The sequence below is a fragment of the Exiguobacterium sp. RIT452 genome (assembly GCF_003598705.1).
In the GTDB taxonomy this organism is placed as follows: Bacteria; Bacillota; Bacilli; order Exiguobacteriales; family Exiguobacteriaceae; genus Exiguobacterium_A; species Exiguobacterium_A undae.
The window spans coordinates 325,707-350,212 of sequence record NZ_QXJB01000001.1 but is presented as its reverse complement, the minus strand read 5'-3'; the positions used below and the strand labels follow the sequence as shown (position 1 = coordinate 350,212).

Here is a 24,506-nt window from a genome sequence, read left to right as displayed (position 1 = left end):
CCTCGATGCGTTACTCGTTTGCTTTTTTAATCATTTCTTCAAGTTTCGCTTGATCGATTTCACCCTCATACTTCTCGACGACTTTACCTTCTTTGTTAATGATGAACGTCACAGGTAAGTTGTAGATACCGTACGCTTTTTCGACCGAACTGTTCGTATCCATCAGAATCGGATAATCGGTTCCACCGATTTCCTTGATGAAACTTGACACGCGGACCGGTGTTTCGCCGACGTTGACCGCCACGAAGTTAACACCTTCTTTTTCCAACATATCGACGTTGTCATTGATCAACGGCATTTCTTTTTTACAAGGTTCACAGAATGTGCCCCAGAAATTGAGTAAAAGTCCTTTTCCTTTGTACTCATCCATCGTATGTTGTTTTTCCCCATACAGATCGACAAGCGCAAAGCCTGGCGCATCGTCTCCGGCAAGGACTCGTCCGTCCTTGTCGCGTGTCGCCTGGTCCACAAACTGCATGATGACGACCGCACCGGCGAATAACACCATCGTCATGATCATCAACCGCCAAAATGAACGTTTTTTCTTCTTTTGCTTTGCGGCTGCTAGCCGCTCATCCGGGTTTTGATTCGTTTTTTTCATGTCGCACCGCCTCCACCCATATTGTACTTGAAATCGCTTAAATGTTGACAGAATGTGAAATACGTTAATCGTTTTGTCACAAACAAAGAAAACTCAACCCGCAGGCTGAGCTTCTCGCTTTACAAATTAACGTTTTTTTGTGTTCTTACGTCTTTTCGTAGGGGGAGCAACCGGATCCGCCAGCTCACGCAATTGATTGACTTCTTTTTTTGAAAGTTCGCGCCAGTCGCCTGATGTCAATCCGGCGAGTGTCAGGAAGCCAAACTGTTCACGTTTCAACTTGATGACTTCCGCTCCAAGTGTTTCGACCATTTGTCGGACTTGGCGGTTGTGGCCTTCGTAGATGACCATTTCTAAAATTGCCGTATTCTTTTTCTTGTCGATGTCACGCATCTCGACACGTGCTTTGCCTGTTTTGAATCCGTCCGGCAAGACGACGCCTTTTTCAAGACCTTTGACGTGATAATTTTCCGGTACACCTTTGATCTTGACGATGTAACGTTTCGGGACTTTATATTTCGGGTGCAGCAACAGGTTCGAGAACTCCCCGTCGTTTGTCAGGAGTAACAAGCCGCTCGTATTGTAGTCGAGACGACCGACCGGGAACACACGGTGACCGGGTGGGACCAAATCAACAACGGTTTTACGGCCTTTGTCATCCTCAACGGTTGAGACGACGCCTGTTGGTTTGTACAACATGTAGTAGACGTGTTCTTCGCGTTCGAGTTTGACGCCGTCCACTTCCACTTCCGCGCGTCCGCCGACTTTCGTGCCAAGTTCCGTGATGACTTTCCCGTTGACTTTGACACGACCTTCTGTGATCAATTCTTCTGCTTTGCGTCGCGATGCGACACCAGCTTGGGCGATAATTTTTTGTAGACGTTCCATTAATTTATTCTCTCCTCTAGTGACGACTCATTCCGGAAAAATAGATCCCCGTCCGCTTCTAACGTTTCTTCAAACTCAAGCGGCGGCAACTCTTCGATACTGTTCAGTCCGAAGTGATCCAAGAAATGATCGGTCGTCTTATACAATTTTGCACGCCCGACGCCTTTTGCGCGTCCGGCTTCATCAATTAATCCTTTTGCACTCAACGTATGAATGACACGTTCCGTCTTTACGCCGCGAATGACTTCGATGTCCGCCCGGGTGACCGGTTGTTTGTAGGCAATGATGACCAGTGTCTCCATCGCAGCCCGGGACAAGCTGTCTTCTGCCAGGGAACCGGCATAGGCTTGCACATACGGAGACATCTCTTTCCGGGTGACCATCTTGAAGACACCGCCCGACTCAACGATCTGCAAGACACGTTGCTCGGACTCAAACGTTATCTGAAGAGCATGCAACTGTTCTCGTGCCGCCGCCTCACTGATTTCAAGGACTTGACTCAAACCACGTGGATCGATGCCATCATCTCCAACCACAAACAATAAACTTTCAATGATTCGATCATACGCCAATCTGATTCTCCTCCTTCACTAAGGCACGCAACAAGATATCGTCATTCATCTGTTCACACGCAACAATCCGTTGTTTGACAAGTTCAAGCACTGCCAAGAAACTGACCACCAATTCCTCAACGGTCGGCTGTTCCGTAAAGAATCCAAAAAATGTCGTCCCGTCGTTGCCTAGGACATATTCGGAAACATGGACCATCTGTTGTTCAAGCGTCCGTTCTTCCCGTTTGACCGTTTTCGATCGGCGCACTTTCCAGGCGACACGTTGGCGCATTTTTTCATACGCCCGCAACAAGTCACTAAAGGACAGATTCCCGCTGTAATCCTGTGTCTCGGCATCGAGATACGCCATCAAGTCTTCCGGCTGCTTTGAGAAAAGTTCAAGGCGCGCCTCTTCCTTTTCCTTTAAGACCAGTGCCGCTTCCTTATATGCTTTATATTCAATCAGTTGCTGAATCAACCCTTCGCGTGTCGGCTCCTCCTCGAAATCAGGAACATCTTCGAACTCCGTCTGTTCGACAGGTAACAGTTGTTTACTTTTTAATTGCAGGAGCGTCGCTGCCATGACAAGATATTCACTCGCCACATCCAGTTCCAGATGTTGCATCGCACGAATATAGGACACATACTGATCCGTCACGACCGATACGGAAATATCGTACAGGTCAATCTCCAATTTCCCAATCAAATGTAACAACAAATCCAACGGGCCTTCAAACGCATCCATCTTTACACTGTATGATTCCATGATTCTCCCTGCCCATCAACGTTTTTTGCGCCTTAGTATACCATACATCACGCCGCTTCGACTATGTTATATTAAAGGAAAGGAGGTGCCTCCATGCATCCAATCGAACAGTTTGCTTTCGAATTCAACGTGCAACAGGATTATTTTGAATGCCACGAAGTGCTCGAAGAATTGTGGCAGACGGGACAGCGTCAAGATGAGTCGCTCGTCGCATTGATCCAGCTTGCCGTCGCCCGCTATCATCATCGCCGCGGCAACTTGGCTGGTGCGATGCGAACCTATCCGAAAGCCTTCCAAAAAATCGAACGTCATGCCGGCTCCTTGGCGGGGCACGGAATCGACGTCGTGCAGTTACTGGGCTTACGTCCCGCGTTCACGCAACCCGACTATCAACACATCCCGTTGCCGCTCGCAAAAGACATGCAACGACGGATCCAACAAGTGCCGGTCGATGTCCAACACGATCCGTCCTTCTTGCGGCATAAACACGTTTTACGTGACCGCCAGGACGTCATCTCGGCCCGACAGCTGGCACTTGCGGCGCGAAATAGAAAATGAAAAACCGGTCCGAAACTACATGGACCGGTTTTTTATTGACTTTTCCATTTCTCAACAAGTCGCGTCGTTTCTTCTGTTGCACCCGTAATCTCCATCCGCATCATCTTTTCCGCTGCATCGAGCAGCATGTAAGACATCCGTTCACCACGGAAGGACGGCGATAAGGCGATATGCTTCAATTCAGCGTGGCCATCCACCAATTGAAACCCGATGATTCCGATAAAGTCTTCATCCTGTTTATAGAGATACAACTGTTGATTCTCATCTTGTTCATAGGTTTGAACCGTTTCAAGCAAATACTTCGGATCCTTCACTTCGCACGAAAAAGCGATTAACCCCATCGCGGTCCGTTCATTCAACTTTTTATATTTTACTAGCATCTGATTCTACACCTTCCTAGTTTCAACAACTCTCAGGAATATGATCGACTGAGACTTGTTTATTCTACACCTTCTCGGCTCGAAATGCTTCATTTTTCGTCAAATCGACTAAAAAGACGGACAGAGTCGGTGCCCTACCCGAAACGAGACCTCCCTGTCCGGTGACAGGGAGGTAAGCTCGTACAGTAAGGTTGTGACGATTATTTGGATCCTTCGAGGACCTTGATGAATTCGCGCATGTAATCCGGTAAATCGGGTGGACGTCGGCTCGAAATGATATGACCGTCAACGACGACCGCTTCATCGTGCCACGTTGCTCCGGCGTTTGTCATATCATCTTTGATTCCCGGTGTACTCGTGACATTGACACCATTCAAGACACCTGCAGAAATCAAGACCCATCCTGCGTGGCAGATCTGACCGATCGGTTGCTTCGTTTCATCAAAATGGCGGACCATGGCGAGAACGGAATCAAACCGCCGCAATAGATCGGGTGACCAGCCGCCCGGTACAAGAATCGCATCATACTCAGACGGTGTGATGTCGTCAAACGCTTTATCCGAGACGATCGGCACACCGTACTTTCCGATGTATTTTTCGTCGGCCTTTTCACCGACGATGTCGACAATCGCCCCTTCTTCCCGCAAGCGGTGGACCGGGTACCACAGTTCCAGATCTTCAAAATCATTGCTGACAAGTTGGATAATCTTTTTCCCTGCTAAACGCATCATATATCGCTCCTTCGTTTTTTCGATTCTTTTTCTCACTTCCCTGAATCAGGCGAAAAAAAACTCCCCTTCTTTCAGCAAAAGAAGGAGAGGAATGCATTACGCTTCGACACGAATTTCTTTAATGCCAGCGCCTTGCTTCATTTTTGTAGCGTGTTCAAGACCTGATGTCACTTGTCCGAAGACTGTGTGCACGCCGTCGAGGTGTGGTTGTGGCTCATGAACGACGAAGAATTGGCTTGATCCCGTGTTGCGGCCAGCATGCGCCATTGAAAGTGAACCGGCTTTATGCTTGTGCGGGTATGATGTTGACGTTTCACACGGAATCGTCTTACCTGATCCGCCTGTACCGTTTCCGATCGGGCAACCGCCTTGTGAGACGAAACCAGGGATGACACGGTGGAAGTTCAATCCATCGTAGAAGTTCGAGTTCGCAAGGTTCTCGAAGTTTTCTGTTGTGATCGGTGCATCATCGTTAAACAATTCAAACTCAATTTTATTTCCGTCTTCTAATAAGATATATCCAGTTTTTTGCATCGTATACCAACCTTTCGCGCTTTTCAGCTATGGTGTTCGCCACGACATTCGCGGCTCCGTTACCTAGTGTATCAAATCTTTACGCAAAACGCAGGTTTTTTACTCATTCGACAGCGGATTCGAGAATTTCAATCACAACCGTTTCACCCGCGGTCACCGATGTCTGAATGCCGTTTGGTAACGGGAAAACCGGATCGGTATGTCCGAAGTCTGCGTCGAGTACAATCGGGAAGTCATATCCACGGGTCGCCCGTAGGAGAATGTCCTTCAGCGGGAAGTCAGGATCAAACTCGACTTTTCCGTGAAAACGTCCGATGACAATCGCCGAAATCTTTTCATATGCCCCGAGGTGACGGAGTTGTGTAAAGTACCGGTCGATCGTCTCCGGCGTTTCGCTTTCGTCATCTTCAAGCATTAAAACAGCACCGTCGAACGACGGCATATACGGTGTCCCGGCAAGCAACAGCAGTGTCCCGAGATTGCCGGCGATGATCGGTCCTGTCCCTTCTCCTGCGCGGGCGACGACGTACCCCTCATTGACGACGTGTATCCGTCTCCGGTCATCATTGACATCCCAGCGCAAACCTTCATCCGTCCATTCATCCGATGCTTCAATTTGACCGATCGGCTCCGTCTGCATGAGCGTTTTTTCGAACCATTTTTTTGTATACGCATCAAGACCATGCAGTTGACCAAATTGCGGTAAAACAGCAGGTCCGACGAACGTCGTCAAACCGGTTTTCGTATGAATGCCGGACAGAAGAGCCGTAATGTCGCTGTAGCCCATGAAGATTTTTGGATTGTTGCGGATTACATCGTAATCGAGTTCATCGAGCAACTGATGTGAATTAAACCCGCCGATTGTCGTAATGATTGCTTTGACGTCAGGATTTTGAAATGCCATATGTAAATCTTGAAGGCGTTCCCCGATTGTGCCTGCCGTATGACTGTGAATCGCTGTCGTGTTCGGCATCACAAGGACCTGAAAACCCATCCGCTCCAGTGTCTCAATCCCCCGTTGCAGACGACGCGGTACATACGCTGCGACCGCTGATGCCGGCGAGAGAATCGCAATCGTATCGCCGACAGTTAGTTTTTTTGGTTTCATCTGTATTTCCCCTCCCATTGTTCCTTTTACTATAACAAAAAAACAACTGTCTGGGAAAGAAACCCAGACAGTTGTCAGAAAACACCTTATTGAATGACAGCATGAACGAGCGGGCGTGCTTCCGGCTTCGTCTCACTGATATGGTACGCGTGGTCCATTTTTTCGATTGCTTGGTCGAGTGTTTCTTTGTTCGAACGGAGTGTCGCGATGACATCACCGACTTCGACTTTGTCGCCGACCTTTTTGAATAATGTAACGCTTGCTGCGTGATCGATGACATCTGCCTTCGTCGCACGGCCTGCACCGAGAATCATCGCTGCGACACCGACTTCATCCGCGATGATTTCTGAGACGTATCCTGCTTTAGACGCCACGAAATCTTTTTCGAACTTCGTTTCGAGTGCTTTCGACATATCGTCAACGAGTGACGCGTCGCCGCCTTGCGCTGCGATGAACTTCTTGAAGACGTCGAGTGCTGCTCCGTTTGCGAGACGTGTCTCGAGATCGGCATACGCTTCGTCAAACGTCGGGTAGAACTCACCAAGGACTGCCATGTGCGAAGCAATCGTCAACGCGATGACTTTCAGATCGCGAACGTCTTTGCCTTGGAGTACTTCGATCGCTTCCTTGACTTCGTTTGCATTCCCGATTTCGTTTCCGAGCGGCTGATCCATGTCCGTGATGACGGCGATCGTCTTCCGGTTAACACTTTTCCCGATCGATACCATTTCCGTCGCAAGCGCTTTTGCGTCTTCAAATGACTTCATGAAAGCACCTGAACCCGTTTTAACGTCAAGGACGATGCTGTCTGCACCGGCTGCAATTTTTTTCGACATGATTGAGCTTGCGATCAACGGAATCGAGTTGACCGTCGCCGTCACGTCACGTAACGCATACAATTTTTTATCGGCTGGTGTCAGGTTACCCGTTTGACCGATGATTGCCATCTTGATGTCGTTGACTTGAGAAACAAATGCTTCTTCCGTCAATTCCACGTCGAATCCTGGGAATGCTTCGAGCTTATCGATCGTTCCGCCTGTGTGGCCAAGACCACGTCCGCTCATCTTCGCGACAGGAATTCCGATTGATGCGACCAGTGGTGCGACGATCAGACTGATCTTATCGCCGACTCCGCCTGTTGAGTGTTTGTCGACTTTTTTACCGTGGATGCGTGATAAATCAATCACGTCACCTGATTCGACCATCGCCATCGTTAAATCCGCGATTTCGCGGTCCGACATGCCTTGATAGAAAATTGCCATCGACATGGCTGACATTTGGTAATCCGGAATGTCACCGTTCGTGAATCCTTCGACCATCGCTTTAATATCGGCTGTTGGTAACTCGCCACCGTCTCGTTTTGTTGCAATCAAATCTACCATACGCATAATAAGTTCCTCCTCAAGGGGTCGTTCGTATTTTTATCGGTCTACAATTCTTACATTTTTTTGATCGAACCGCGGACAAGTGACAGGAAGTGCGCACGGACACGTTCCGTCGTTTCCATGACTTCGTCGTGGTGAAGCGGCTGATCGAGAATTCCGGCTGCCATGTTCGAGACACACGAAATACCAAGTACGCGCATATCCGAGTGGCGGGCGACGATGACTTCCGGAACCGTCGACATACCGACGACATCTCCACCGAGCAACCGGGCGAGTTTAACTTCCGCCGGTGTTTCGTACGTCGGACCTGTATTGCCGAAGTAAACGCCTTGACGCACTTGAATGCCAAGTTCGTCTGCTGTTTCTTGGGCAAGACGCAACAATTCAGCGTCATACGGCTTCGACATATCCGGGAAACGTGGTCCCATCTCATCAACGTTTTTTCCGATCAACGGGTTTGTGCCGAAGAAGTTGATGTGATCCGTGATCAACATCAAATCTCCCGGTTCAAACGCTTCGTTGCAAGCACCGGCTGCGTTCGTGACAATCAGTGTTTCAACACCAATCGCTTTCATGACACGGACAGGGAATGTGACCATCTCCATCGAGTATCCTTCATAGAAATGGAAACGTCCTTGCATCGCAACGACTTGTTTCCCTTCGAGCGTTCCGAATACGAGTTGCCCGGCATGACCTTCCACCGTCGAGACGGGGAAGTTCGGGATATCGCTGTAAGGAATCGCAATCGGATTTTCAATGTCATCCGCCAGGACACCGAGTCCTGAACCGAGAATCAAACCGATTTCCGGTTTCGCCTGCATCTTGCTTTCTAAATACGACCGTGTTTCATTCCAATTGACTGTCATCTGAATCGCTCCCTTAAATTAAAGTTCTGACAAGAAACTCTTACCGTGCGCCGGCAGCTTCACATTGAAGTTATCGGCAACCGTCGCCCCAAGATCGGCAAACGTCGAACGGATTCCCAAATCATTTGCGACACCGTTTTTGTGGTAAGCAAGTAATGGCACATACTCGCGTGTGTGATCCGTTCCTGGATGAACGGGATCATTTCCGTGGTCCGCTGTAATGATCAGCAAATCATCTTCCTGAAGACGTTCAAAAACTTCCGGCAGACGGGCATCAAATTCTTCAAGCGCCTGACCGTACCCTTGCGGATCACGACGGTGGCCAAACAATGCGTCGAAGTCGACGAGGTTTAAGAAGCAAAGTCCTGTAAAATCACGGTCGAGTTGGTTGACGAGTTGGTCCATACCATCCATGTTCGATTTCGTACGGATGGCGTCCGTCACACCTTCGCCGTCGAAGATATCAGCAATTTTCCCAAGGGAAATGACATCGAGTCCGGCTGTCTCGAGTTCGTTCATGACAGTCCGGTCAAACGGTTTCAACGCATAGTCGTGACGGTTCGACGTCCGGACCCAGGCACCTTGTTCTCCGAGGAATGGACGGGCGATGATCCGGCCGAGCATGTACGGGTCATCACGCGTGATGTCACGGGCGTATTCACAAATCCGGTACAATTCTTCGAGCGGAACAACTTCTTCGTGCGCTGCGATCTGAAGGACCGAGTCAGCCGACGTATAAACAATCAACGCACCTGTCTCGACGTGTTCTTGTCCGAGCTCATCCAAGATTTCCGTTCCTGACGCCGGCTTGTTACCAATGATTTTCCGACCCGAAAACGTTTCGAGACGTCCAATCAAATCTTCCGGGAATTTCTCAAACACACGGAACGGCGTATCGATGCGAAGACCCATGATTTCCCAGTGCCCCGTCATCGTATCTTTGCCGGCCGATACTTCTTCCATCTTCCCGTACGCTGCGAGCGGCGCTGCTTCTGCTGAAACGCCTTGAATCGGTGCGATGTGCGAAAGACCAAGTTTTGCCATGTGCGGCATGTTCAGACCATTACGCTGCTCCGCGATATGACCGAGCGTGTGCGCTCCAAGATCGCCGAACTGTTCGGCATCCGGTGCTTCTCCGATTCCCACTGAATCCATGACGACTAAAAATACACGTTTGAATGGTTGAGCCATGTTAAAATTCCTCCTAATACTTATTGCTTACTGTTAAAACAAATCCCGTTAGAATTTTCCCGCAAACAGCCTAGACAAAACACCCTATTTGTCTGAAGTCAGACCTTTAAGAGGTAAAACCATCACGCACGTGGATGATGGTTTTTATAGACGTCGTGCAGACGGGCTTTATTGACGTGCGTATACATTTGCGTCGTCGATAAATCGGCGTGACCGAGCATTTCCTGGACAACCCGCAGATCAGCTCCATTTTCGAGGAGATGGGTGGCAAAGGAATGACGCAAAACGTGTGGCGTAATCTCTTTTTCAATCCCGGCTTCTTTCGCCCTACGCTTAATCATCTTCCAAAAACCCTGCCGCGACAAACGATCGCCCCGGCTGTTGAGGAATACATAATCGGTTTGTTGACCGCCGAGACTGTTGCGGGCGAGATCCAGATAAACCGTCACACTGTCGATCGCTGTCTGACTGATTGGGATGATGCGGGTTTTGTTCCCTTTCCCGAGACACGACAAGTAACCGAGTTCCAGTTGCAGATCATTCAATGTTAATTGTAACAACTCACTGACCCGCATGCCGGTGCCGTACAGCAGTTCGAGCATCGCCGCGTCACGCCGGACGAGCGGATCGTTGCCGACGACCGAATCAAGCAAACGAACGATATCCGTTTGACTCCAGACGACCGGTAACTTTTTGTCGGGTTTCGGTAAATCAAGATGTCGCGACGGATCGTGCCGGACGATCTGCCGTTCCACTAAAAATTGATGGAACGAACGAATCGAACTCGTGGACCGCCGGACTGTCGCACGCGACTTTTGTGCCTGAAGCAGAGATTCGATGTGAAGGACGATGTGGTGGCGCGTGACTTCTTCCGGTGAAGAAATCCCTTCCCGCTCAAGCGTCGTCAGATACTGGTTTAAATCATTTCGATAGGCAGCGGCCGTATTCGCGGACATCTGCCGTTCAATCACTAAATAGTTGATAAATGCTTCCAGTTGTTGCCTCACTGAACTCATCCTCTATCGTTAAGAAATCGCTTACTTTCCCATCATATCAAAGGTGTAAACCGTTGTGAAGAGGTCTGACCTATATTTTTAAAAAAGAAAAACCGTCCTCTTTTTGATGAGGACAGTCAGACGGTTTGGGTTTGTGATTGCGATTGTTCCAGCGCTTCCCGTGCATGCCGTTCTTGGCAGACGCGGCAAACACCGTGAAACGTCAACCGGTGATCCTTAATCTTAAACTGAAAACGCGAGACGATTTCTTTTTCGACTTCTTCTAACATATCATCTAAGATTTCTTCGACGGATCCACATTCGATACAAACAAGATGGTGATGCGAGTGACTCGCCCCTTCTTGTCGTAAATCAAATCGAGATACGCCATCTCCGAAATTGACTTTATCAACGACTTCTAACTCCGTCAACAGCTCAAGCGTCCGGTAAACCGTCGCCAGTCCAATGTCTGAGTTTTTTTCTTTGACCAATAAAAAGACATTCTCCGCACTGAGGTGATCCGACTCATGTTCAAGCAGGATTCGTACGGTCGCTTCACGTTGGGGAGTCAGCTTATATCCTTTACCGCTCAGCTGTTTTTTAATGCGTTCAACACGACTTTCCATCATAGCGCCCCCTTTGGTCGAAACTGATGGTTTTATCATAGCTGATAATCACTCCTTTTTCAAATTAAAATGATTATCAACTGAAAATCATTTACTTTAGAATGATTTTAAAGTACGGATGTGCCAATGTTGGATCGCCATGATCGTTTTCGCATCGACGATTGTCCCATTTCCCACTAATTCCAGCGCCCGTTCAAGCGTCAGCGTCTGGTTTTCGAGGAATTCATCGGCATCGAGCTGCCGCTCCCCTGCCGTCAATCCGGTTGCTTCATAAATATGTACCCGTTCACTGCAAAAACCGGGTGCCCCGTAAAAATCAAACACATGGGTTAATTCGCCCGCTGCATAACCGGTCTCTTCCTTTAGTTCTCTTCCGGCGCAATCTACCGGATCCTCGTCCTTTTCCAGTTTCCCGGCTGGAATTTCAATGGATAATTGTTCAAACGCTTTGCGGTATTGCTCAACGACCAACAAATCTCCTTTTTCATCAAAGGCGATGATGGCGACCGCTCCGTTGTGGTAAACCAGCTCGCGGACGGACGTGTTGCCGTTTGGTAAACTGACGACGTGCTTTTCGACGTTAAAGACTTTTCCTTCATAGATGACTTCCCGCTCAATTGTTTTTTCTTCCATCATGTACACCTCTTCTGTTCGGATTCGAATCACTGCTTTCTTCTCTTCCTCAGTATGCCTGTTTTCCGATTCCGGACGCAAGTCTGTTTCATTCTTTTGGGCAAGAGCACCCGGAACGAAAATCAACCGCTAAATATGCTAAACTGAGTAGCAGTAGCACTAGTTGAAAGAAAAGAGGGATCGATATGGCATTAGGATTAGGCACGATGACGATTTTGAAGCGTGGTCAGGAAGAAGCAACAGAAATTCTGCGGACGGCGCTTGATGAAGGAATCGTTCATTTTGACACGGCGGACGTCTACGCAAACGGAGCGGTCGAGTCACTGATCGGACAAACGTTTTCACCTGAAGATCGGAGCCGATTGTTTCTTGCTTCCAAGGGCGGCAACCGGATGAATGCGACCGGAACGGGCTGGACGTGGGACCCAAGCTATGACTATTTGAAACAGGCGTGTTTCGAGAGTCTGAATCGACTCGAAACATCGTACCTCGATTTGTATTATGTTCACGGCGGAACGATGGAAGACGATCTTGATGCGTCGATCCGTGCGATGAAAGATCTCCAGCAGGAGGGCCGGATCAAGGAATACGGTTTGTCTTCCTTGCGTCCGAACGTCATCAACTACTGGCTGGAGAACAGTGATTTCAGTTATTTGATGACGCCGTATTCGTTGCTTGACCGTCGAATCGAAGAATTGTTGCCGCGGCTTCAAGAACGAAACATCAAACTCGTGGCCCGCGGTCCGCTGGCAAAAGGTCTGTTGACGACGGAGAGTACATCCCGTCTTCAATCCGTCGACCGGTTTGAACAATACGACAAGGAACAGCTGGAGCAGGTGTTGACGACACTCCAAGCCTATCCGCTTCCGGCGATGGCTCTTCAAGCCATCGATCAACAGGCGGATATCGTCTTACCCGGCGCATCCAGCGTGTCACAACTCCAAGCGAATCTGAAAGCGATGCGGGAAACGTTGTCGGCAGAAGAAATCGCACACGTCCTGTCATTGCTTCCTGTTCACACGTATACAGAACATCGATAAGGTTTGAGTTTTTTCAGACGAGGGAATCTCCTTCTTTGTAACGTTATTACAGAGGAGGAGTTTTATTATGTCAAAAATTTTAATCGTTTCAACCAGTGCTGATGATATGAACGGTCACAAAACAGGATTATGGTTCGAAGAGTTCGCAGCTCCATTCAACCTGTTCCACGAAGCCGGCCATGACGTCACGGTCGTTTCTGTCAAAGGCGGCGATGTCCCGATCGATAAAGCTTCAATGGTCAAGGAGATTCTACCGAAATTCCAAGATGCACGCCGTGCTCTTCATGATACGACGCCACTCGCGGATGTCGATCCCGCATCATTTGATGCTGTCTATTTCCCAGGTGGTCACGGAGCGGTCGTCGATTTCCCGAACAATCCGCTTGTCGCCGGCGCCATCGAAGCAATGGTCAGAAAAGACGGTATCGTCGCTTCTGTCTGCCACGGTCCAGCGGCGTTCGCGCATGTTACGATCGACGGTAAACCGTTTGTCTCAGGTCGTCAAATCAACGGCTTCACAGACGAAGAAGAAAAATCAACAGGTCTTGAAGATAAAGTACCGTTCTTGCTTGAAACAACGTTACGCAGCGAAGGCGCAACGTTCCTGACGTCAGATGCCGGCAAAGAATTTGCTGTCATCGACGGCAACGTCGTCACAGGTCAAAACCCGGCTTCAAGTGAAGCGGTCGCGAAACTTGTCTTGGCGAAACTGGCAACGGTCTAAGAACATCTAGTTGAACTCAAAGGGACTGATTCAGCAGTCATTTTCTATGCAGACGAGGGTGGCGGATTTTACATCCGTTATCCTCATTTTGATTCAAACGGAATGACTTCTTTCGCGCTACGCTTATACAGGAAACAGCAAAGAAATCCGTACTGTCAGAGACAAACAAGACCCGCATCCCTGCCTCAATCAGGCAAGGATGCGGGTCTTGTTGTTTCAACTGAAAAACAATGTGCAATAGAGCGATCCCTTTTGCCATTGTTTTACTTTATCACCGTAACAGCCGTTCACAATTCGTGCGTTCACGCTGTAATTCTTCCAGTCGTCGTTGGTCTTTTTGATACTCGGGTTCGAGCTCTTGACGCTGTTGTTCAAGACGGGCTTGTTCATCCGGCGTAAACGAACGGTGAATGATCCGTTCACGACGGTACCACCGCTTAGCAATGATTTCCGGGGCCGGTCCTGCCTTCAATGTCTGGACGACTTGTTCATAGGCAAGCCGCGAGACTTCAGCTTGTGACGCAACATCACGCTGCTCCTCGCAGAGCTGCTCGAGACGGTTCGCAACGAAAGGACGTGTTTTGATCGTCAACTGCTGTTTGATGTCGTGATGGAGTGTTTGTTCGACTTGGGCGCGTTGCATCGCTTCTTCTGTTTCCACCGAAATGACATCAAAGTCCACCGCCGATTCGTCTAAAATCTGTTCCATCTCTTCGAACGACAACCACATCATTTGTTGCGCAACAAACCGGTCAATCAGTCCGGATTCGACATAATAATCGCTGATTTCGCCTCCCCATTTCAGTTCTTTGACGGCATAACCGGCATATTGTTCAATCATCTCATCCGTTTCTTCATCGATCCAGTCTTCATAATCCGTAAATACACTCACGCTTTTTGTTACCTCCTCTAATGCTCTTACAATTCATCTACTCTATCACAGTCTGCATCAAAAAGAATCCACAAAAAATCAACTCACTCTGCCCTGAACAGAAGTGAGTTGATATTAGATCACAGACCGTGAAATCCCCGCAGGTCAGACATTGGCCTGATTTTTTTTGATCTCTTCAATCGCCCAGTCACACCAGTCGAGGTAGTTGAGCATCATCCGTAACCCATATTCACTGGTCAGCGTTTCCCCAAGCGTGGCCCCGTTCTCGAGATGATCTTTTCGCCACACCCGCATCAAGTCGACCGCAAACTGGTGATGCCGTTTGGACTCTTCCAGATACAGGACCGCTTCATCCGGAGGCAACAGATGCAACAAAGACACCCGCATCAGATTCTCGTCCTTCATCTTCGGTTTGAATTCACTCGGCGCCCGCAGCCAGGCAACGAGTGCCGTTTGTCCTTGTTCCGTGATCGAATAGACTTTTTTATCGGGCAGGTCTTCTTGAACGATATAGACACTTGTCACCAGTTGATCGTCTTCCATCTTTAATAATTCACGGTAAATTTGTGTATGATGCGCCGTCCAAAAATGCGTCATCTGTTTTTTGAACGTCGTACTTAAATCGTATCCGGTCGCTTCTCCCTGAGTTAGCAGTCCGAGCAATGCAAATCGTAACGCCACTGGCTGCACCTTCTTTCATCAAATGTATATATTGTTAATTATCTCAGAGAAATGTTTATTATGCTACTTTCTGCCTAGCTTTCGGTCAAAAAGAAAAAGAACTGCCGCGTTTTCTACGCTAGTCAGTCCTTTTGTTGCGTTCACCGTTCAGAAAAAGCTAGAATTCCCGTATAAACCGTCTTCCAGTACTCGGTCGGATGCGGCACGAATTGATTGCGTTGAATGGTTTCACCTTCGACCGTTGTTAAGACCGTCGTTTCTTCTTCCGCCAACCGGGCGAACTCAGCGAACGAAAAAGCGAGGAGCCGGCGGACTTCCGTCTTCTGCAACGAATAGCCGGTCAGTGGTTTTGCCGAGTCCGTCAAGAAAAGATGAATCCGTTCCCGGTCAATGAAGCCCGGTAAGCATAATTCTTCTTGATACACACCGAGTCCGTACAGTTCTTCAAAAGACTTGACGAGTCCGATTTCTTCTTCAAGTTCCCGAACTCCGTCAGCAACTGACTCACCGGCCAACAGATGACCGGCCGCCGTGATATCCAGCATCCCGGGAAAGTCTTTTTTCTGATCCGCCCGTTGCTGTAACACGACCTGCTGTTTCTTGCTGTCGATGACAAAACAATGAAACGTCTCATGCCACAGACCTTGCGTATGCACGTCTTGCCGCGTTGCCGTATACAAAGGATGTCCGGCTTCATCCACCACCATCAGCTGTTCCGATTCACTCATCGTAACACCTTCGAGGCTTGATAAAACCGTTCCCCGACTGTATACAATTCAGCAATTAAAAAGACGAGCGCAATCCAAATGATTGCACTTGGGAACAGTAACATCGCGGTCAAAAAGAGGAATCCTTCCGTCCGTTCAACCAATCCCGGTTGATACTGGAACGACTTGAACCCATAATTCTCGCTGACTGCTCCAATCGCCAGAAACATCGTCATCCCGATCACAAAGGAAGCGATTAAAAATAAGATGACGACTTGTGTCTCCGGAAAGCGGAGCGCAAGTCCAAGCAAGACGGACAGTTCGACGATTCGATCGAGCACCAAATCAAGAATCGTTCCGATCGGCGTCGTTTTCTCACGCCGCGCCATCGTGCCGTCCACGACGTCTAACATACCAGAGATCCATAATAGTAAAATGGCAATACCCATCATATCATTGTATACAAAAAAACCTGTTGCACCCCCGATGATTCCGGAAATGATAGTCACTTGGTTCGCTGAAAGTCCCATTTTCTTTAATAAGGTCGCTACCTGTTCAAAAAGGGGCTGGACAACTTTTCTGGCCCGTGTATCTAACATATTACCCCTCCTTCCTGACGATATAAGCTGTCATTGCTTCAGAAAACGTCTCACTCGTCTGCACGATCAGACGCTCTCCTGCTTCGCGTTCGACTTCATAAAATCGGACGCCGTACTGGATCAGCTCTTTCGTAATCGTAACACGTTCAAAACTTTCCTTCGTCGGTCTTAAGACCAACTTCACATCGGACAAGGAATACCATTCACCGTTCAGATGAACTCCATCCCCGAAAAACGGACTCGTCTCCGCCAGCCGGACCGGATTGCCTTGATCAATAATCCGTCCCTGTTCCATGACGTAGACATAATCCGCCATCGCCATCGCTTCTTCCCGGTCATGCGTCACAAGTAATGTCGTGACGCCTTCTGCTTCCGTCAGCCGTCGAATCAGCGTCCGCAGTTCCCGACGCCGTGGCAAATCAAGACTTGAGAACGGTTCGTCCAGTAACAGGAAGTTTGGTTCGCTGGCCAGCGCCCGGGCGAGACTTGCCCGTTGCTGCTCTCCACCGGACAGTTCATGGACAAATGACTCCGCCCGCCCGGTCAAACCGACACGCTCCAGCCATTCGTTCACATCCTGCCGGCTCCCTTTTTTCATTGCCAACCGGACATTTTGTCCGACGGTCAGATGCGGGAACAGTAACGGACGCTGAAACAACATCGTGACGCCCCGTTCGTTCGGCGCGACACGTGTCATCTCCGTTGATCCGAAGTGAATCGTTCCGCTCGAGACACGCTCCAGTCCGGCGATCAAACGGAGTAACGTGGTTTTTCCGCTGCCGCTTGGTCCGACGAGGGCAACACACTTACCTGAGGAAATTGTCAAATCAATGTCTTGTAACACCTTTTTCTTTCCAAATGTCTTCGTTACGTGCTGGATCATTACGTCCATCTAACAGCCTCCGAACAAGTCGAACCCACGATGAGAACACCATGAGTTGAACAAAATAAATCAAAAATGGTAAAGCAATCAACCAAATCGTCGCTTCTTTCGCTGCAACCAACGAATTTCCCGTATAGAGTGGAAAGGCTTCGAGGGCGATCATCCGGACGACACCGCCACCGATCAGTGCGACAAGTGCGTACTGACTTAACGCAATCACCGTCACGAGTAAGGTGACGGACTGTAACGACGACCGCATCATCGGACCGGTCAGGAAAAAGAACCGTTTGAAGCGGTTCGGTTGGATGAGAATCATCTGTTCCATCATCTGTTCACCGAGTGCTTGAAATCCGTTCGTATAGATACGGATCGTGTACGGCAATGTCGGTAACAGCAACACCAACAAGACGCCTAAAAATTGATCGGCGAGCCCCAGTCGAATCCAGGTCAGGTACAAGCCGAACGATAACAACAAGACGGGCAGGAACAGCGGCAAGCTGATCAACAGTTCCATCAACCGAATCAGCCTGCCGGTGCGAAACGCAATCGCTTTTCCGGCTGCATAGCCAATCAGGTGATTCAGCAGCGTCACTGCCATAATCATCAGGACAGTCGTTGTCAGCGTGTCCAGTAAACGCGGGTTCCACGTCCAGGTCGTCGGGATGACACCGATCAAGGGCAGGACGATCAGACCAATCAACAGACTTTTCACAAGGGTGGGTCTCATTCCGCTCGCCCCTTACTGATCCGTTCCGTCAACGGTCTGACGAAACGCGTGAATGTCAATAACACAACCAACAAACTGACGGTCAGGACGACACTGATGGCGAAAGCTGCCGGTTGGCTCGATAAATCGCCTTGTGTGTATAAATCAAAGGCGTAAACCCCAATCATCTTCGGATAGGTGACGCCGAGTAACGCCGGCACCTCATAAGCGAACAACGTAAAGGCAAAGACGATGAAGGCCGCTTCCAGCACCGGGAATAACAGAAACACACCTTTTCCGTGCCAAAACCGCCGCATCCGTGACAGACCCAACATCAAGCCCAATTCTTCATAACGGTGATCGAGACGTCGATATACCGGCAGAAGATAAAAGAAGACGAACGGCACTTCCTTATAAAGATAAGTCAAGATGATACTGAGATGATTTGCTTCATGCGGTCCGATGACGGGCAGGTCACTTAAATACAGAATCGACAGATATGCTGCACCGAGGTGCGGGATAAACAACGGCAATGCCAACAGTTGTTCCGTAAAACCCGTCCGTTTCGCAAAATAATCCGCAAGCATCGCCCCGAGCAACACGGACAGGAGTGTACTGCTCAATGCGACATAAAGGCTGATGCCGATACTTTCCAAAAAAACGGCATCAGACGCAAGACGGCTGTAGTCGTTCCAGGTCGTCATCGACAGACTGACGACCAGACCATACACCACCATACCGGCAATCAGAAGTGCCGCCGGCCAGGCATTACCTCGCCACACGTTCCGGCCAGTCCTTCCGGATCAGATCAAACAGTTCCGGATCGAGCTCCGCCCGGACTTTTCCGTTAAAGTCCGCCGGCTTCGGTGTCGAGGCTGCCGCCGGGACATCGGCGAACGCCGCTTGTTCCTGCTGATTGAGCTTCGAAAGATCAAGGCTCGTTCCGTCACCCCAATAGGTCGCATCAAACTTCTTCAGTTGCGCTTCTGCCGACAACAGTTGATTGATTGTCACAAGAGCACCGTTTGGATTAGGGGCATTAAATGGAATCGTCAAGAAGTGTGTCGAGGCAATCGACCCCTCTTCTAAAATCAAAGGGCGTGTCTGCTTCGGAAACGTGCCTGATTTCACTTCTTGCTCCGCCCGTCGTTCGTTGAAGCCCATCGTAAACGAGACATCGCCTTTCGCATACAATTGGTCCAGTTGCGCCAATGTCTTCGGATACGTTTTTCCTTCTTTCCACAAATACGGTTTGAGTTCGTTCAGATAAGCCCATGTTTTCTTGAAATCGGCTTTCGGATCTTGTAACGTCTCTTTTGATTCAACACCGTACATGACGTGACGGACAAACGCATTTCCCGTAAAGTCCGTTACTTCCGGATAAGTGAATTTGCCCGGATTCTGTTTGACCCAACTCTTCAGCGTCTTGAGATCTTTTGGCGGATTCGCGACACTCGCCTGATCGTAGTGGAACGTATACTGGACTTTGCCCCATGCGGCTTCCAGCTCGTCGGTCGGCGTCCCGCTGTCTGAACCTTGTGCTTGTGGATCCACGTACTTCATATTCGGCAGCACCTTCGTGATTTCACCGTACAATAAACCGTCTTTTTTCGCGTTTCGGAAGTTATCTCCGTTGATCCAGATGACATCGATGACGCCCGTCTCTTTGCCGGCTTTTTTCTCGGCCCGTAACTTTTGAATGATGTCTGCTGTCTCAATCGGCACACGCTCTAGTGTAATCTGATGCTCTTTTTTCAAGCGGGGTGTCAGGTACTCATCGATATAGGCATTGATCCCGTCATCGCCGCCCCACATATACATCCGGACCGTCGTGTCAGCCGCCGCTTTTTCAATCGTCGTATACGAAGAACCCAGTACTTTATCTTGTGTCGGCGCTGCCGGAGTATTGCCACAACCAGCCAGTACGAGACCCGCTGCCGCTATTCCGATTATTTGTTTTCTCATCCGTAAAAATCCCCTTTTATTTTTTATCAAAACCTGATTTCCCGAACCATTCGATCATCCTCGGAAACAGCGCATATGCTTTGGCGGAACCTTCCATCCAGAAAGGGGCGTTGACTTCCCGCTTTTTTTTGACCATCGCCCGGACGATTGTTTGCGCCAATTTCTCTTTTGATAAGAGAATGTTCGCCACGTTTTTTTCGTATTTCCGGCTGATATCCGCACGAACAAAAAATTCCGTTGCGATGGGTCCCGGATTGACGGTCATGACATGAATTCCTTTTGGCTTGAGTTCCAGACGCAAGGCGTTTGAGAACTGCAACAAGGCAGCCTTCGTCATACAGTAGATCGTCGACTTCGGTGTCGGCAACTTGCCTGCCTGACTGGCGACGTTGATGACCATCCCGTTTGGGCGGAACAGACGCAGGCACGCTTTTGTCAGTCGAATCGGACTGAGGACGTTAATCCGCGTCATTGATTCAATCGTCTCGATTGTCGTATCTTCCAAAAAACTAAACTCCCCGAATCCTGCATTGTTGATCAGTACATCAATCATGCCATACCGTTCTGCGATCTGTTCTGCAAGAAGCTCCGGTGAATGTTCCAAGTCATAGACAAAATACTCGGCATTCAAGTCTTTTGCCAGTCGACGTAACCGGTCTTCCCGTCTCGCCACTAAAATCAAGTTTGCCCCGTAGCGATTCAGTTCACGCGCAAGTGCCTCGCCGAGCCCACTTGAGGCACCGGTCAAGACGACGACTTTATTCAGTAGATTCATGAGCTTTCACCTTGTTTGGCGTAATACAAAATCCCGTCTCGTTTGACGACCGTAATCTGTCCACTGGCGACAAGGTAGTCGAGACGTGCCTTCATCTCACTCATGACAAGCGGAAATGATTTTTTTAACCGGTTGCCGTATGTCACACGGGCCAATTCGAACAGTGTCTGTTCTCCTTCTATGTGCTTCAGCAACTGTTCCCCTCTTGCCTTGCGTTGTAACAGCCGTTCTTCAATCAAGGACGGAACATCGCGAATCGGTTCACCGTGACCGGTGTAGGCCAGCTCGATCTGTTCTCCCTGTAATTTCCGAAGCGAACGCATATAGGCCAAGACAGGTCGTTTCGCGTCCGACGTATCGCCGCTCTGCGGCTGCTCAAGCAACGGGTTGGGTTCGACCCGGGCCAACAGATGATCGGCCGCAAACAAAACACCGGATTGACTCAAAATACCGATTTGATCACTTGCATGTCCCGGTAACTCGAGGACTCGGTATGTACCGGACTCACAAATCGAATCGCCCTCCTGCAAGACATGATCCAGCCGTCCTTTTCCGAGCCATTTCAAGGCTGACATGTAGCTTGGCAAAAGCGTCCGGATTTCTTCCGGTACACCAAACGAAATCGCCAGACGTTGTAAAAAATCGTCGCCTTGGCTCAAAAAAGTCTCGTCTTGTTCCAGATACGGACGTAATCGGGCATGTCCGTAAATCGGAATCCCTTGGTCCGAGAAACGGTACGCCATGCCCGCATGATCCGCATGATGGTGTGTCACGATCACTTTATCGAGCATGGAGACGGTTAAGCCGATGTGTGCCAGTCCTTTTTGCATCGCCTGCCAAGCTTGTTCCGTATCCGGACCACAATCAATCAAGATTGTTTCTGTTTTTGTCCGTAAGACGTAACAGTTCACATCACCGACTGGAAACGGTGTCGGTATAGGTAATACGAAGATTTCATCTTCTTGTGACATGGGCAAACCCCTCTTTTCTCTCCATCGTTTCCTTCATTATAGAGAGAAAGGAGTGACAGCGGCAAATTTTGTCTGCTGTCATCGAATATTCAGGTAAACAGCATACGTCCTTAAGCGTCATTTGGATGCAAAAAAACGACCTTTCCGCAGATTGAAAGGTCGTTTTACTGCTTATTTTAAGTTGAGGACGGTTAATTTATCGCGTGTCATCGAAGCTAAGCTTCGTCCGACGCCTTGTACGCCGAGACCTGAAGATTTCACACCGATGAACGGGAAGTGATCGGGACCACGTTCCGTCCGACCATTGATTTGAACCGAACCGGTTTCGAGCGCGTCAGCAACACTGAACGCTGCGTCGATGTTTTCCGTGAAGACACTTGCTTGAAGACCGTATTCCGATTCGTTCGCATAGGCGATCATCTCTTCGACCGAGTTGACACGAATGATTGGTAAGACCGGTCCGAACGGTTCTTCCCATGCAATCCGCATATCGCGTGTGACATGGTCAAACAACGTTGGTTCGATCAAGTTCGCTGTCCGGTTTCCACCTGTGACGAGCGTAGCGCCTTTTTCGTTCGCATCCGTAATCAGACCTTCGACGAAATCAGCTGACTTCGCATCGATCAATGGGACGACAACACTTTCGTCTTCCGGTGAACCGACTGTCAATTTCGCGATTCGTGCAGACAATTCTGCGACGAGCGCATCTGCCTGAGGTTCAAGAACGAATACACGTTTGATTGCTGTACAACGTTGTCCGGAATATGAAAACGCACCGCTGATGATGTGATCTGCCGCGAGCGAGAGATCCGCATCCTCCAGAACGAGGGCCGGGTCTTTCCCGCCAAGTTCGAGAACGAGTGGAATCATTGACGATTGACGCGAGAGATGTTGTCCCGTCGCCGTACCACCTGTGAACGTAATCATGTTGATGCCGGGATGAGCTGTCAAATAATCACCGATGACCGATCCACGACCGGTTACGAGATTGACGAGTCCTGCCGGCAGACCTGCTGCGACAAGAGCTTCTACCATCAAGATACCGCTGATTGATCCTTGTGTCGCCGGTTTGAAGACGACAGCATTTCCTGTCATCAAGGCTGGTGCAAGTTTCGCCGCTGCGAGGTTGACCGGATAGTTAAACGGTGAAATCGCCAGTACGACGCCGAGTGGTGCTTTTTTAATGACAGCGATTTTTTTGGCGCTTCCGCCCGGGAATGAATCCCCTTGCATCATCTGTCCATCAAAACGAAGACCTTCTTCCGCTGTATAACGAATGATTTCAGCTGTCCGTTTTACTTCCTTGATCCCGTCCGCAAGACCTTTACCGACTTCACGCATGATGACTTTCCCAATCTCATCCGCCCGCTTCTCAAGTTCAGTTGCCCAAGCATGGAGTAATTCCGCTCGTTTGTTGGCCGGTACTTTTGCCCATTCCGCTTGTGCCGTTTTGGCTGAAGCGATCGCTCGATCGACTTCCGGTTTTGTCATCGCTTGAACACGACCCACTATGTCTTCTTTATAAGGTGAAGAAATTTCAATCGTTTCATTGGATTCACTTTCATGCCATTGTCCATCTAATAAAAATGTATACGTTGTTGCTGTAGTCATTCCACTCGACCTCCATATCTTTTTTCTCTCTCACTTCAGTGTGTGGCTGCATAGCTTATTGTAATCAATTGGTCAGACAAATGCCAAACTTTTTGCTTAACATAAAATGAAAGCGATTACAACAATTTTTTTATTCTTTTTCGTATGTAATTTTTTCCGCTATCTGCCGATAACTAGTCAGAAGTGCAGTGCAGGATTGAAAGGAGCTCGATAACGTGTACAATCAACACGATATTTTATTAGAAGCCGGAACAAATGAATTGGAAATCGTCATTTTCCACTGTGGTCCGTATACGTTTGGTATCAATGTCATGAAGGTCCGGGAAATCATCGTCCCGCTACCAATGACTCCACTCCCGGGAACACCGGATGCTGTCAAAGGCTTAATTGAATTGCGCGGTGAAGTCATGACCGTGATCGATTTACCGACTGTCATCGGCGTTGCCCACGAAGAAACGACGGATGATCGCTTGATCATCTGTGAATTCAACGGAGAAAAAAGTGTTCTCCGGGTAGACGCCGTGACTGAAATCCGCCGTATCTCGTGGGAACAGATTGATACGCCGAATGAGCTGGCACGTGGAATTGAAGGATTGACGAACGGTGTCGTCAAGACCGGTGATAAAATGATCATCTTGCTCGATTATGAAAAAATCGCCCTCGAACTTTCACGTAAAGACATCTTCGCCCGCGAAGAAGGACGTCGTGTTTTGCCGCGTAACCGGTCGAACAAAACGATCTGGATTGCCGAGGACTCGGAGATGTTGCGGACCCTCATCATCGAAACGCTCGAAGAAGCGGGTTATCACGGTCTGAAATGGTTCATCAACGGAAAGGATGCGTTTGATGCCTTTGAGGCGGGAAGCGACTGCGATCTCTTGATCACGGATATCGAGATGCCGAAAATGGACGGATTACATTTGACGAAACGTCTTCGTGAAGATGACCGGTATACCGAGTTGCCGATCGTCGTGTTCTCGTCCCTGATTTCGGATGACCTCCGTCATAAAGGAGAATCGGTCGGAGTCAATGCGCAAATCACGAAACCGGAAATCGGTCGCTTGATCGAAACGGTTGATACATACGTCCTCTAATTCTTACATCACGAAAAAACCGTCTTCCTGAACACTAGGAGGACG

Annotated in this window: 29 protein-coding genes; 4 read left to right on the top strand and 25 right to left on the bottom strand. The window is 49.1% G+C overall.

The window, feature by feature from the left end; genetic code table 11:
- Positions 1-10 precede the first annotated feature (10 nt).
- The 4 genes from D3D03_RS01795 to D3D03_RS01780 form a co-directional block, all read right to left on the bottom strand.
- Positions 11-601, bottom strand: a complete 591-nt coding sequence (locus D3D03_RS01795; protein ID WP_035387646.1) for a redoxin domain-containing protein — start codon at positions 599-601, stop codon at positions 11-13.
- A gap of 126 nt (positions 602-727) precedes the next feature.
- Positions 728-1,489, bottom strand: a complete 762-nt coding sequence (locus D3D03_RS01790) for a pseudouridine synthase (RefSeq protein ID WP_119922546.1) — start codon at positions 1,487-1,489, stop codon at positions 728-730.
- Positions 1,489-2,061 (bottom strand): SMC-Scp complex subunit ScpB, encoded by a 573-nt coding sequence (gene scpB, locus D3D03_RS01785; protein ID WP_026833462.1) that lies wholly within the window; start codon positions 2,059-2,061, stop codon positions 1,489-1,491. The genes D3D03_RS01790 and scpB overlap by 1 nt, the downstream gene beginning before the upstream one ends.
- The gene (locus tag D3D03_RS01780) at positions 2,051-2,806 is read right to left on the bottom strand and encodes a segregation/condensation protein A (RefSeq protein WP_026833463.1); all 756 of its coding nucleotides are present in this window, start codon (positions 2,804-2,806) and stop codon (positions 2,051-2,053) included. The genes scpB and D3D03_RS01780 overlap by 11 nt, the downstream gene beginning before the upstream one ends.
- Before the next feature lie 93 nt (positions 2,807-2,899).
- On the opposite strand from D3D03_RS01780, the gene D3D03_RS01775 reads away from it, so the two are divergent.
- Entirely contained in the window at positions 2,900-3,364 is a 465-nt protein-coding gene (locus D3D03_RS01775; protein WP_119922545.1) for a DUF309 domain-containing protein, read from the top strand.
- 32 nt (positions 3,365-3,396) lie between these two features.
- On the opposite strand, the gene D3D03_RS01770 is transcribed toward D3D03_RS01775, so the two are convergent.
- The 10 genes from D3D03_RS01770 to D3D03_RS01725 form a co-directional block, all read right to left on the bottom strand.
- Positions 3,397-3,744 carry a GNAT family N-acetyltransferase gene (locus D3D03_RS01770; RefSeq protein ID WP_026833465.1) on the bottom strand — a complete coding sequence of 116 codons (348 nt, stop codon included), beginning with the start codon at positions 3,742-3,744 and terminating at the stop codon, positions 3,397-3,399.
- Between the two features lie 200 nt (positions 3,745-3,944).
- Positions 3,945-4,472 carry a type 1 glutamine amidotransferase domain-containing protein gene (locus D3D03_RS01765; protein WP_026833466.1) on the bottom strand — a complete coding sequence of 176 codons (528 nt, stop codon included), beginning with the start codon at positions 4,470-4,472 and terminating at the stop codon, positions 3,945-3,947.
- 99 nt (positions 4,473-4,571) lie between these two features.
- Positions 4,572-5,009, bottom strand: coding sequence for a peptidylprolyl isomerase (locus D3D03_RS01760; protein WP_012369909.1), 438 nt, complete (start codon positions 5,007-5,009; stop codon positions 4,572-4,574).
- A gap of 103 nt (positions 5,010-5,112) precedes the next feature.
- Entirely contained in the window at positions 5,113-6,117 is a 1,005-nt protein-coding gene (locus D3D03_RS01755; protein WP_119922544.1) for a S66 family peptidase, read from the bottom strand.
- An 86-nt stretch (positions 6,118-6,203) separates the two neighbouring features.
- Entirely contained in the window at positions 6,204-7,505 is a 1,302-nt protein-coding gene (locus tag D3D03_RS01750; protein WP_026833468.1) for a pyrimidine-nucleoside phosphorylase, read from the bottom strand.
- A 50-nt stretch (positions 7,506-7,555) separates the two neighbouring features.
- A complete protein-coding gene (locus D3D03_RS01745) occupies positions 7,556-8,368 on the bottom strand; it encodes a purine-nucleoside phosphorylase (RefSeq protein ID WP_026833469.1) in 813 nt (270 codons plus the stop codon).
- Positions 8,369-8,386: 18 nt separating this feature from the next.
- On the bottom strand, positions 8,387-9,559 hold the full coding sequence (deoB, locus tag D3D03_RS01740; protein WP_028106686.1) for a phosphopentomutase: 1,173 nt from the start codon (positions 9,557-9,559) through the stop codon (positions 8,387-8,389).
- A 122-nt stretch (positions 9,560-9,681) separates the two neighbouring features.
- Positions 9,682-10,566: a site-specific tyrosine recombinase XerD gene (xerD, locus tag D3D03_RS01735; protein WP_028106687.1), complete on the bottom strand. Its 885-nt coding sequence runs from the start codon at positions 10,564-10,566 to the stop codon at positions 9,682-9,684.
- 125 nt (positions 10,567-10,691) lie between these two features.
- The gene (gene fur, locus D3D03_RS01730) at positions 10,692-11,180 is read right to left on the bottom strand and encodes a ferric iron uptake transcriptional regulator (protein ID WP_026833472.1); all 489 of its coding nucleotides are present in this window, start codon (positions 11,178-11,180) and stop codon (positions 10,692-10,694) included.
- Positions 11,181-11,276: 96 nt separating this feature from the next.
- The gene (locus D3D03_RS01725) at positions 11,277-11,813 is read right to left on the bottom strand and encodes an NUDIX domain-containing protein (protein WP_119922543.1); all 537 of its coding nucleotides are present in this window, start codon (positions 11,811-11,813) and stop codon (positions 11,277-11,279) included.
- A 185-nt stretch (positions 11,814-11,998) separates the two neighbouring features.
- Here D3D03_RS01725 and D3D03_RS01720 point away from each other — a divergent pair, with 185 nt between their 5' ends.
- Together D3D03_RS01720 and D3D03_RS01715 are read left to right on the top strand one after the other, a co-directional pair.
- A complete protein-coding gene (locus tag D3D03_RS01720; RefSeq protein WP_051524023.1) occupies positions 11,999-12,853 on the top strand; it encodes an aldo/keto reductase in 855 nt (284 codons plus the stop codon).
- Between the two features lie 67 nt (positions 12,854-12,920).
- On the top strand, positions 12,921-13,577 hold the full coding sequence (locus D3D03_RS01715) for a type 1 glutamine amidotransferase domain-containing protein (RefSeq protein WP_026833475.1): 657 nt from the start codon (positions 12,921-12,923) through the stop codon (positions 13,575-13,577).
- 271 nt (positions 13,578-13,848) lie between these two features.
- On the opposite strand, the gene D3D03_RS01710 is transcribed toward D3D03_RS01715, so the two are convergent.
- The 11 genes from D3D03_RS01710 to D3D03_RS01660 form a co-directional block, all read right to left on the bottom strand.
- Positions 13,849-14,469 (bottom strand): hypothetical protein, encoded by a 621-nt coding sequence (locus tag D3D03_RS01710; RefSeq protein WP_119922542.1) that lies wholly within the window; start codon positions 14,467-14,469, stop codon positions 13,849-13,851.
- Between the two features lie 144 nt (positions 14,470-14,613).
- Positions 14,614-15,150, bottom strand: a complete 537-nt coding sequence (locus D3D03_RS01705; RefSeq protein WP_026833477.1) for a PadR family transcriptional regulator — start codon at positions 15,148-15,150, stop codon at positions 14,614-14,616.
- Positions 15,151-15,290: 140 nt separating this feature from the next.
- Positions 15,291-15,878: an NUDIX hydrolase gene (locus D3D03_RS01700; protein ID WP_119922541.1), complete on the bottom strand. Its 588-nt coding sequence runs from the start codon at positions 15,876-15,878 to the stop codon at positions 15,291-15,293.
- The gene (locus D3D03_RS01695) at positions 15,875-16,456 is read right to left on the bottom strand and encodes a CDP-alcohol phosphatidyltransferase family protein (RefSeq protein ID WP_028106692.1); all 582 of its coding nucleotides are present in this window, start codon (positions 16,454-16,456) and stop codon (positions 15,875-15,877) included. Before D3D03_RS01695 ends, D3D03_RS01700 begins: the two co-directional genes overlap by 4 nt.
- 1 nt (position 16,457) lies before the next feature.
- On the bottom strand, positions 16,458-17,348 hold the full coding sequence (locus D3D03_RS01690; protein WP_119922540.1) for an ABC transporter ATP-binding protein: 891 nt from the start codon (positions 17,346-17,348) through the stop codon (positions 16,458-16,460).
- Positions 17,284-18,066, bottom strand: coding sequence for an ABC transporter permease subunit (locus D3D03_RS01685; RefSeq protein WP_119923081.1), 783 nt, complete (start codon positions 18,064-18,066; stop codon positions 17,284-17,286). The genes D3D03_RS01690 and D3D03_RS01685 overlap by 65 nt, the downstream gene beginning before the upstream one ends.
- On the bottom strand, positions 18,063-18,827 hold the full coding sequence (locus tag D3D03_RS01680; RefSeq protein ID WP_119922539.1) for an ABC transporter permease family protein: 765 nt from the start codon (positions 18,825-18,827) through the stop codon (positions 18,063-18,065). Before D3D03_RS01680 ends, D3D03_RS01685 begins: the two co-directional genes overlap by 4 nt.
- Complete coding sequence (locus D3D03_RS01675; RefSeq protein ID WP_026833482.1) at positions 18,814-20,010, bottom strand: ABC transporter substrate-binding protein; 1,197 nt, start codon at positions 20,008-20,010, stop codon at positions 18,814-18,816. Before D3D03_RS01675 ends, D3D03_RS01680 begins: the two co-directional genes overlap by 14 nt.
- A 16-nt stretch (positions 20,011-20,026) precedes the next feature.
- Positions 20,027-20,785: an SDR family NAD(P)-dependent oxidoreductase gene (locus tag D3D03_RS01670; RefSeq protein ID WP_119922538.1), complete on the bottom strand. Its 759-nt coding sequence runs from the start codon at positions 20,783-20,785 to the stop codon at positions 20,027-20,029.
- Positions 20,782-21,756, bottom strand: a complete 975-nt coding sequence (locus D3D03_RS01665; RefSeq protein WP_026833484.1) for an MBL fold metallo-hydrolase — start codon at positions 21,754-21,756, stop codon at positions 20,782-20,784. Before D3D03_RS01665 ends, D3D03_RS01670 begins: the two co-directional genes overlap by 4 nt.
- Before the next feature lie 171 nt (positions 21,757-21,927).
- Positions 21,928-23,367 carry an NADP-dependent glyceraldehyde-3-phosphate dehydrogenase gene (locus D3D03_RS01660; RefSeq protein ID WP_119922537.1) on the bottom strand — a complete coding sequence of 480 codons (1,440 nt, stop codon included), beginning with the start codon at positions 23,365-23,367 and terminating at the stop codon, positions 21,928-21,930.
- Positions 23,368-23,582: 215 nt separating this feature from the next.
- Here D3D03_RS01660 and D3D03_RS01655 point away from each other — a divergent pair, with 215 nt between their 5' ends.
- Complete coding sequence (locus D3D03_RS01655) at positions 23,583-24,461, top strand: chemotaxis protein CheV (protein ID WP_026833486.1); 879 nt, start codon at positions 23,583-23,585, stop codon at positions 24,459-24,461.
- Positions 24,462-24,506: the final 45 nt, after the last annotated feature.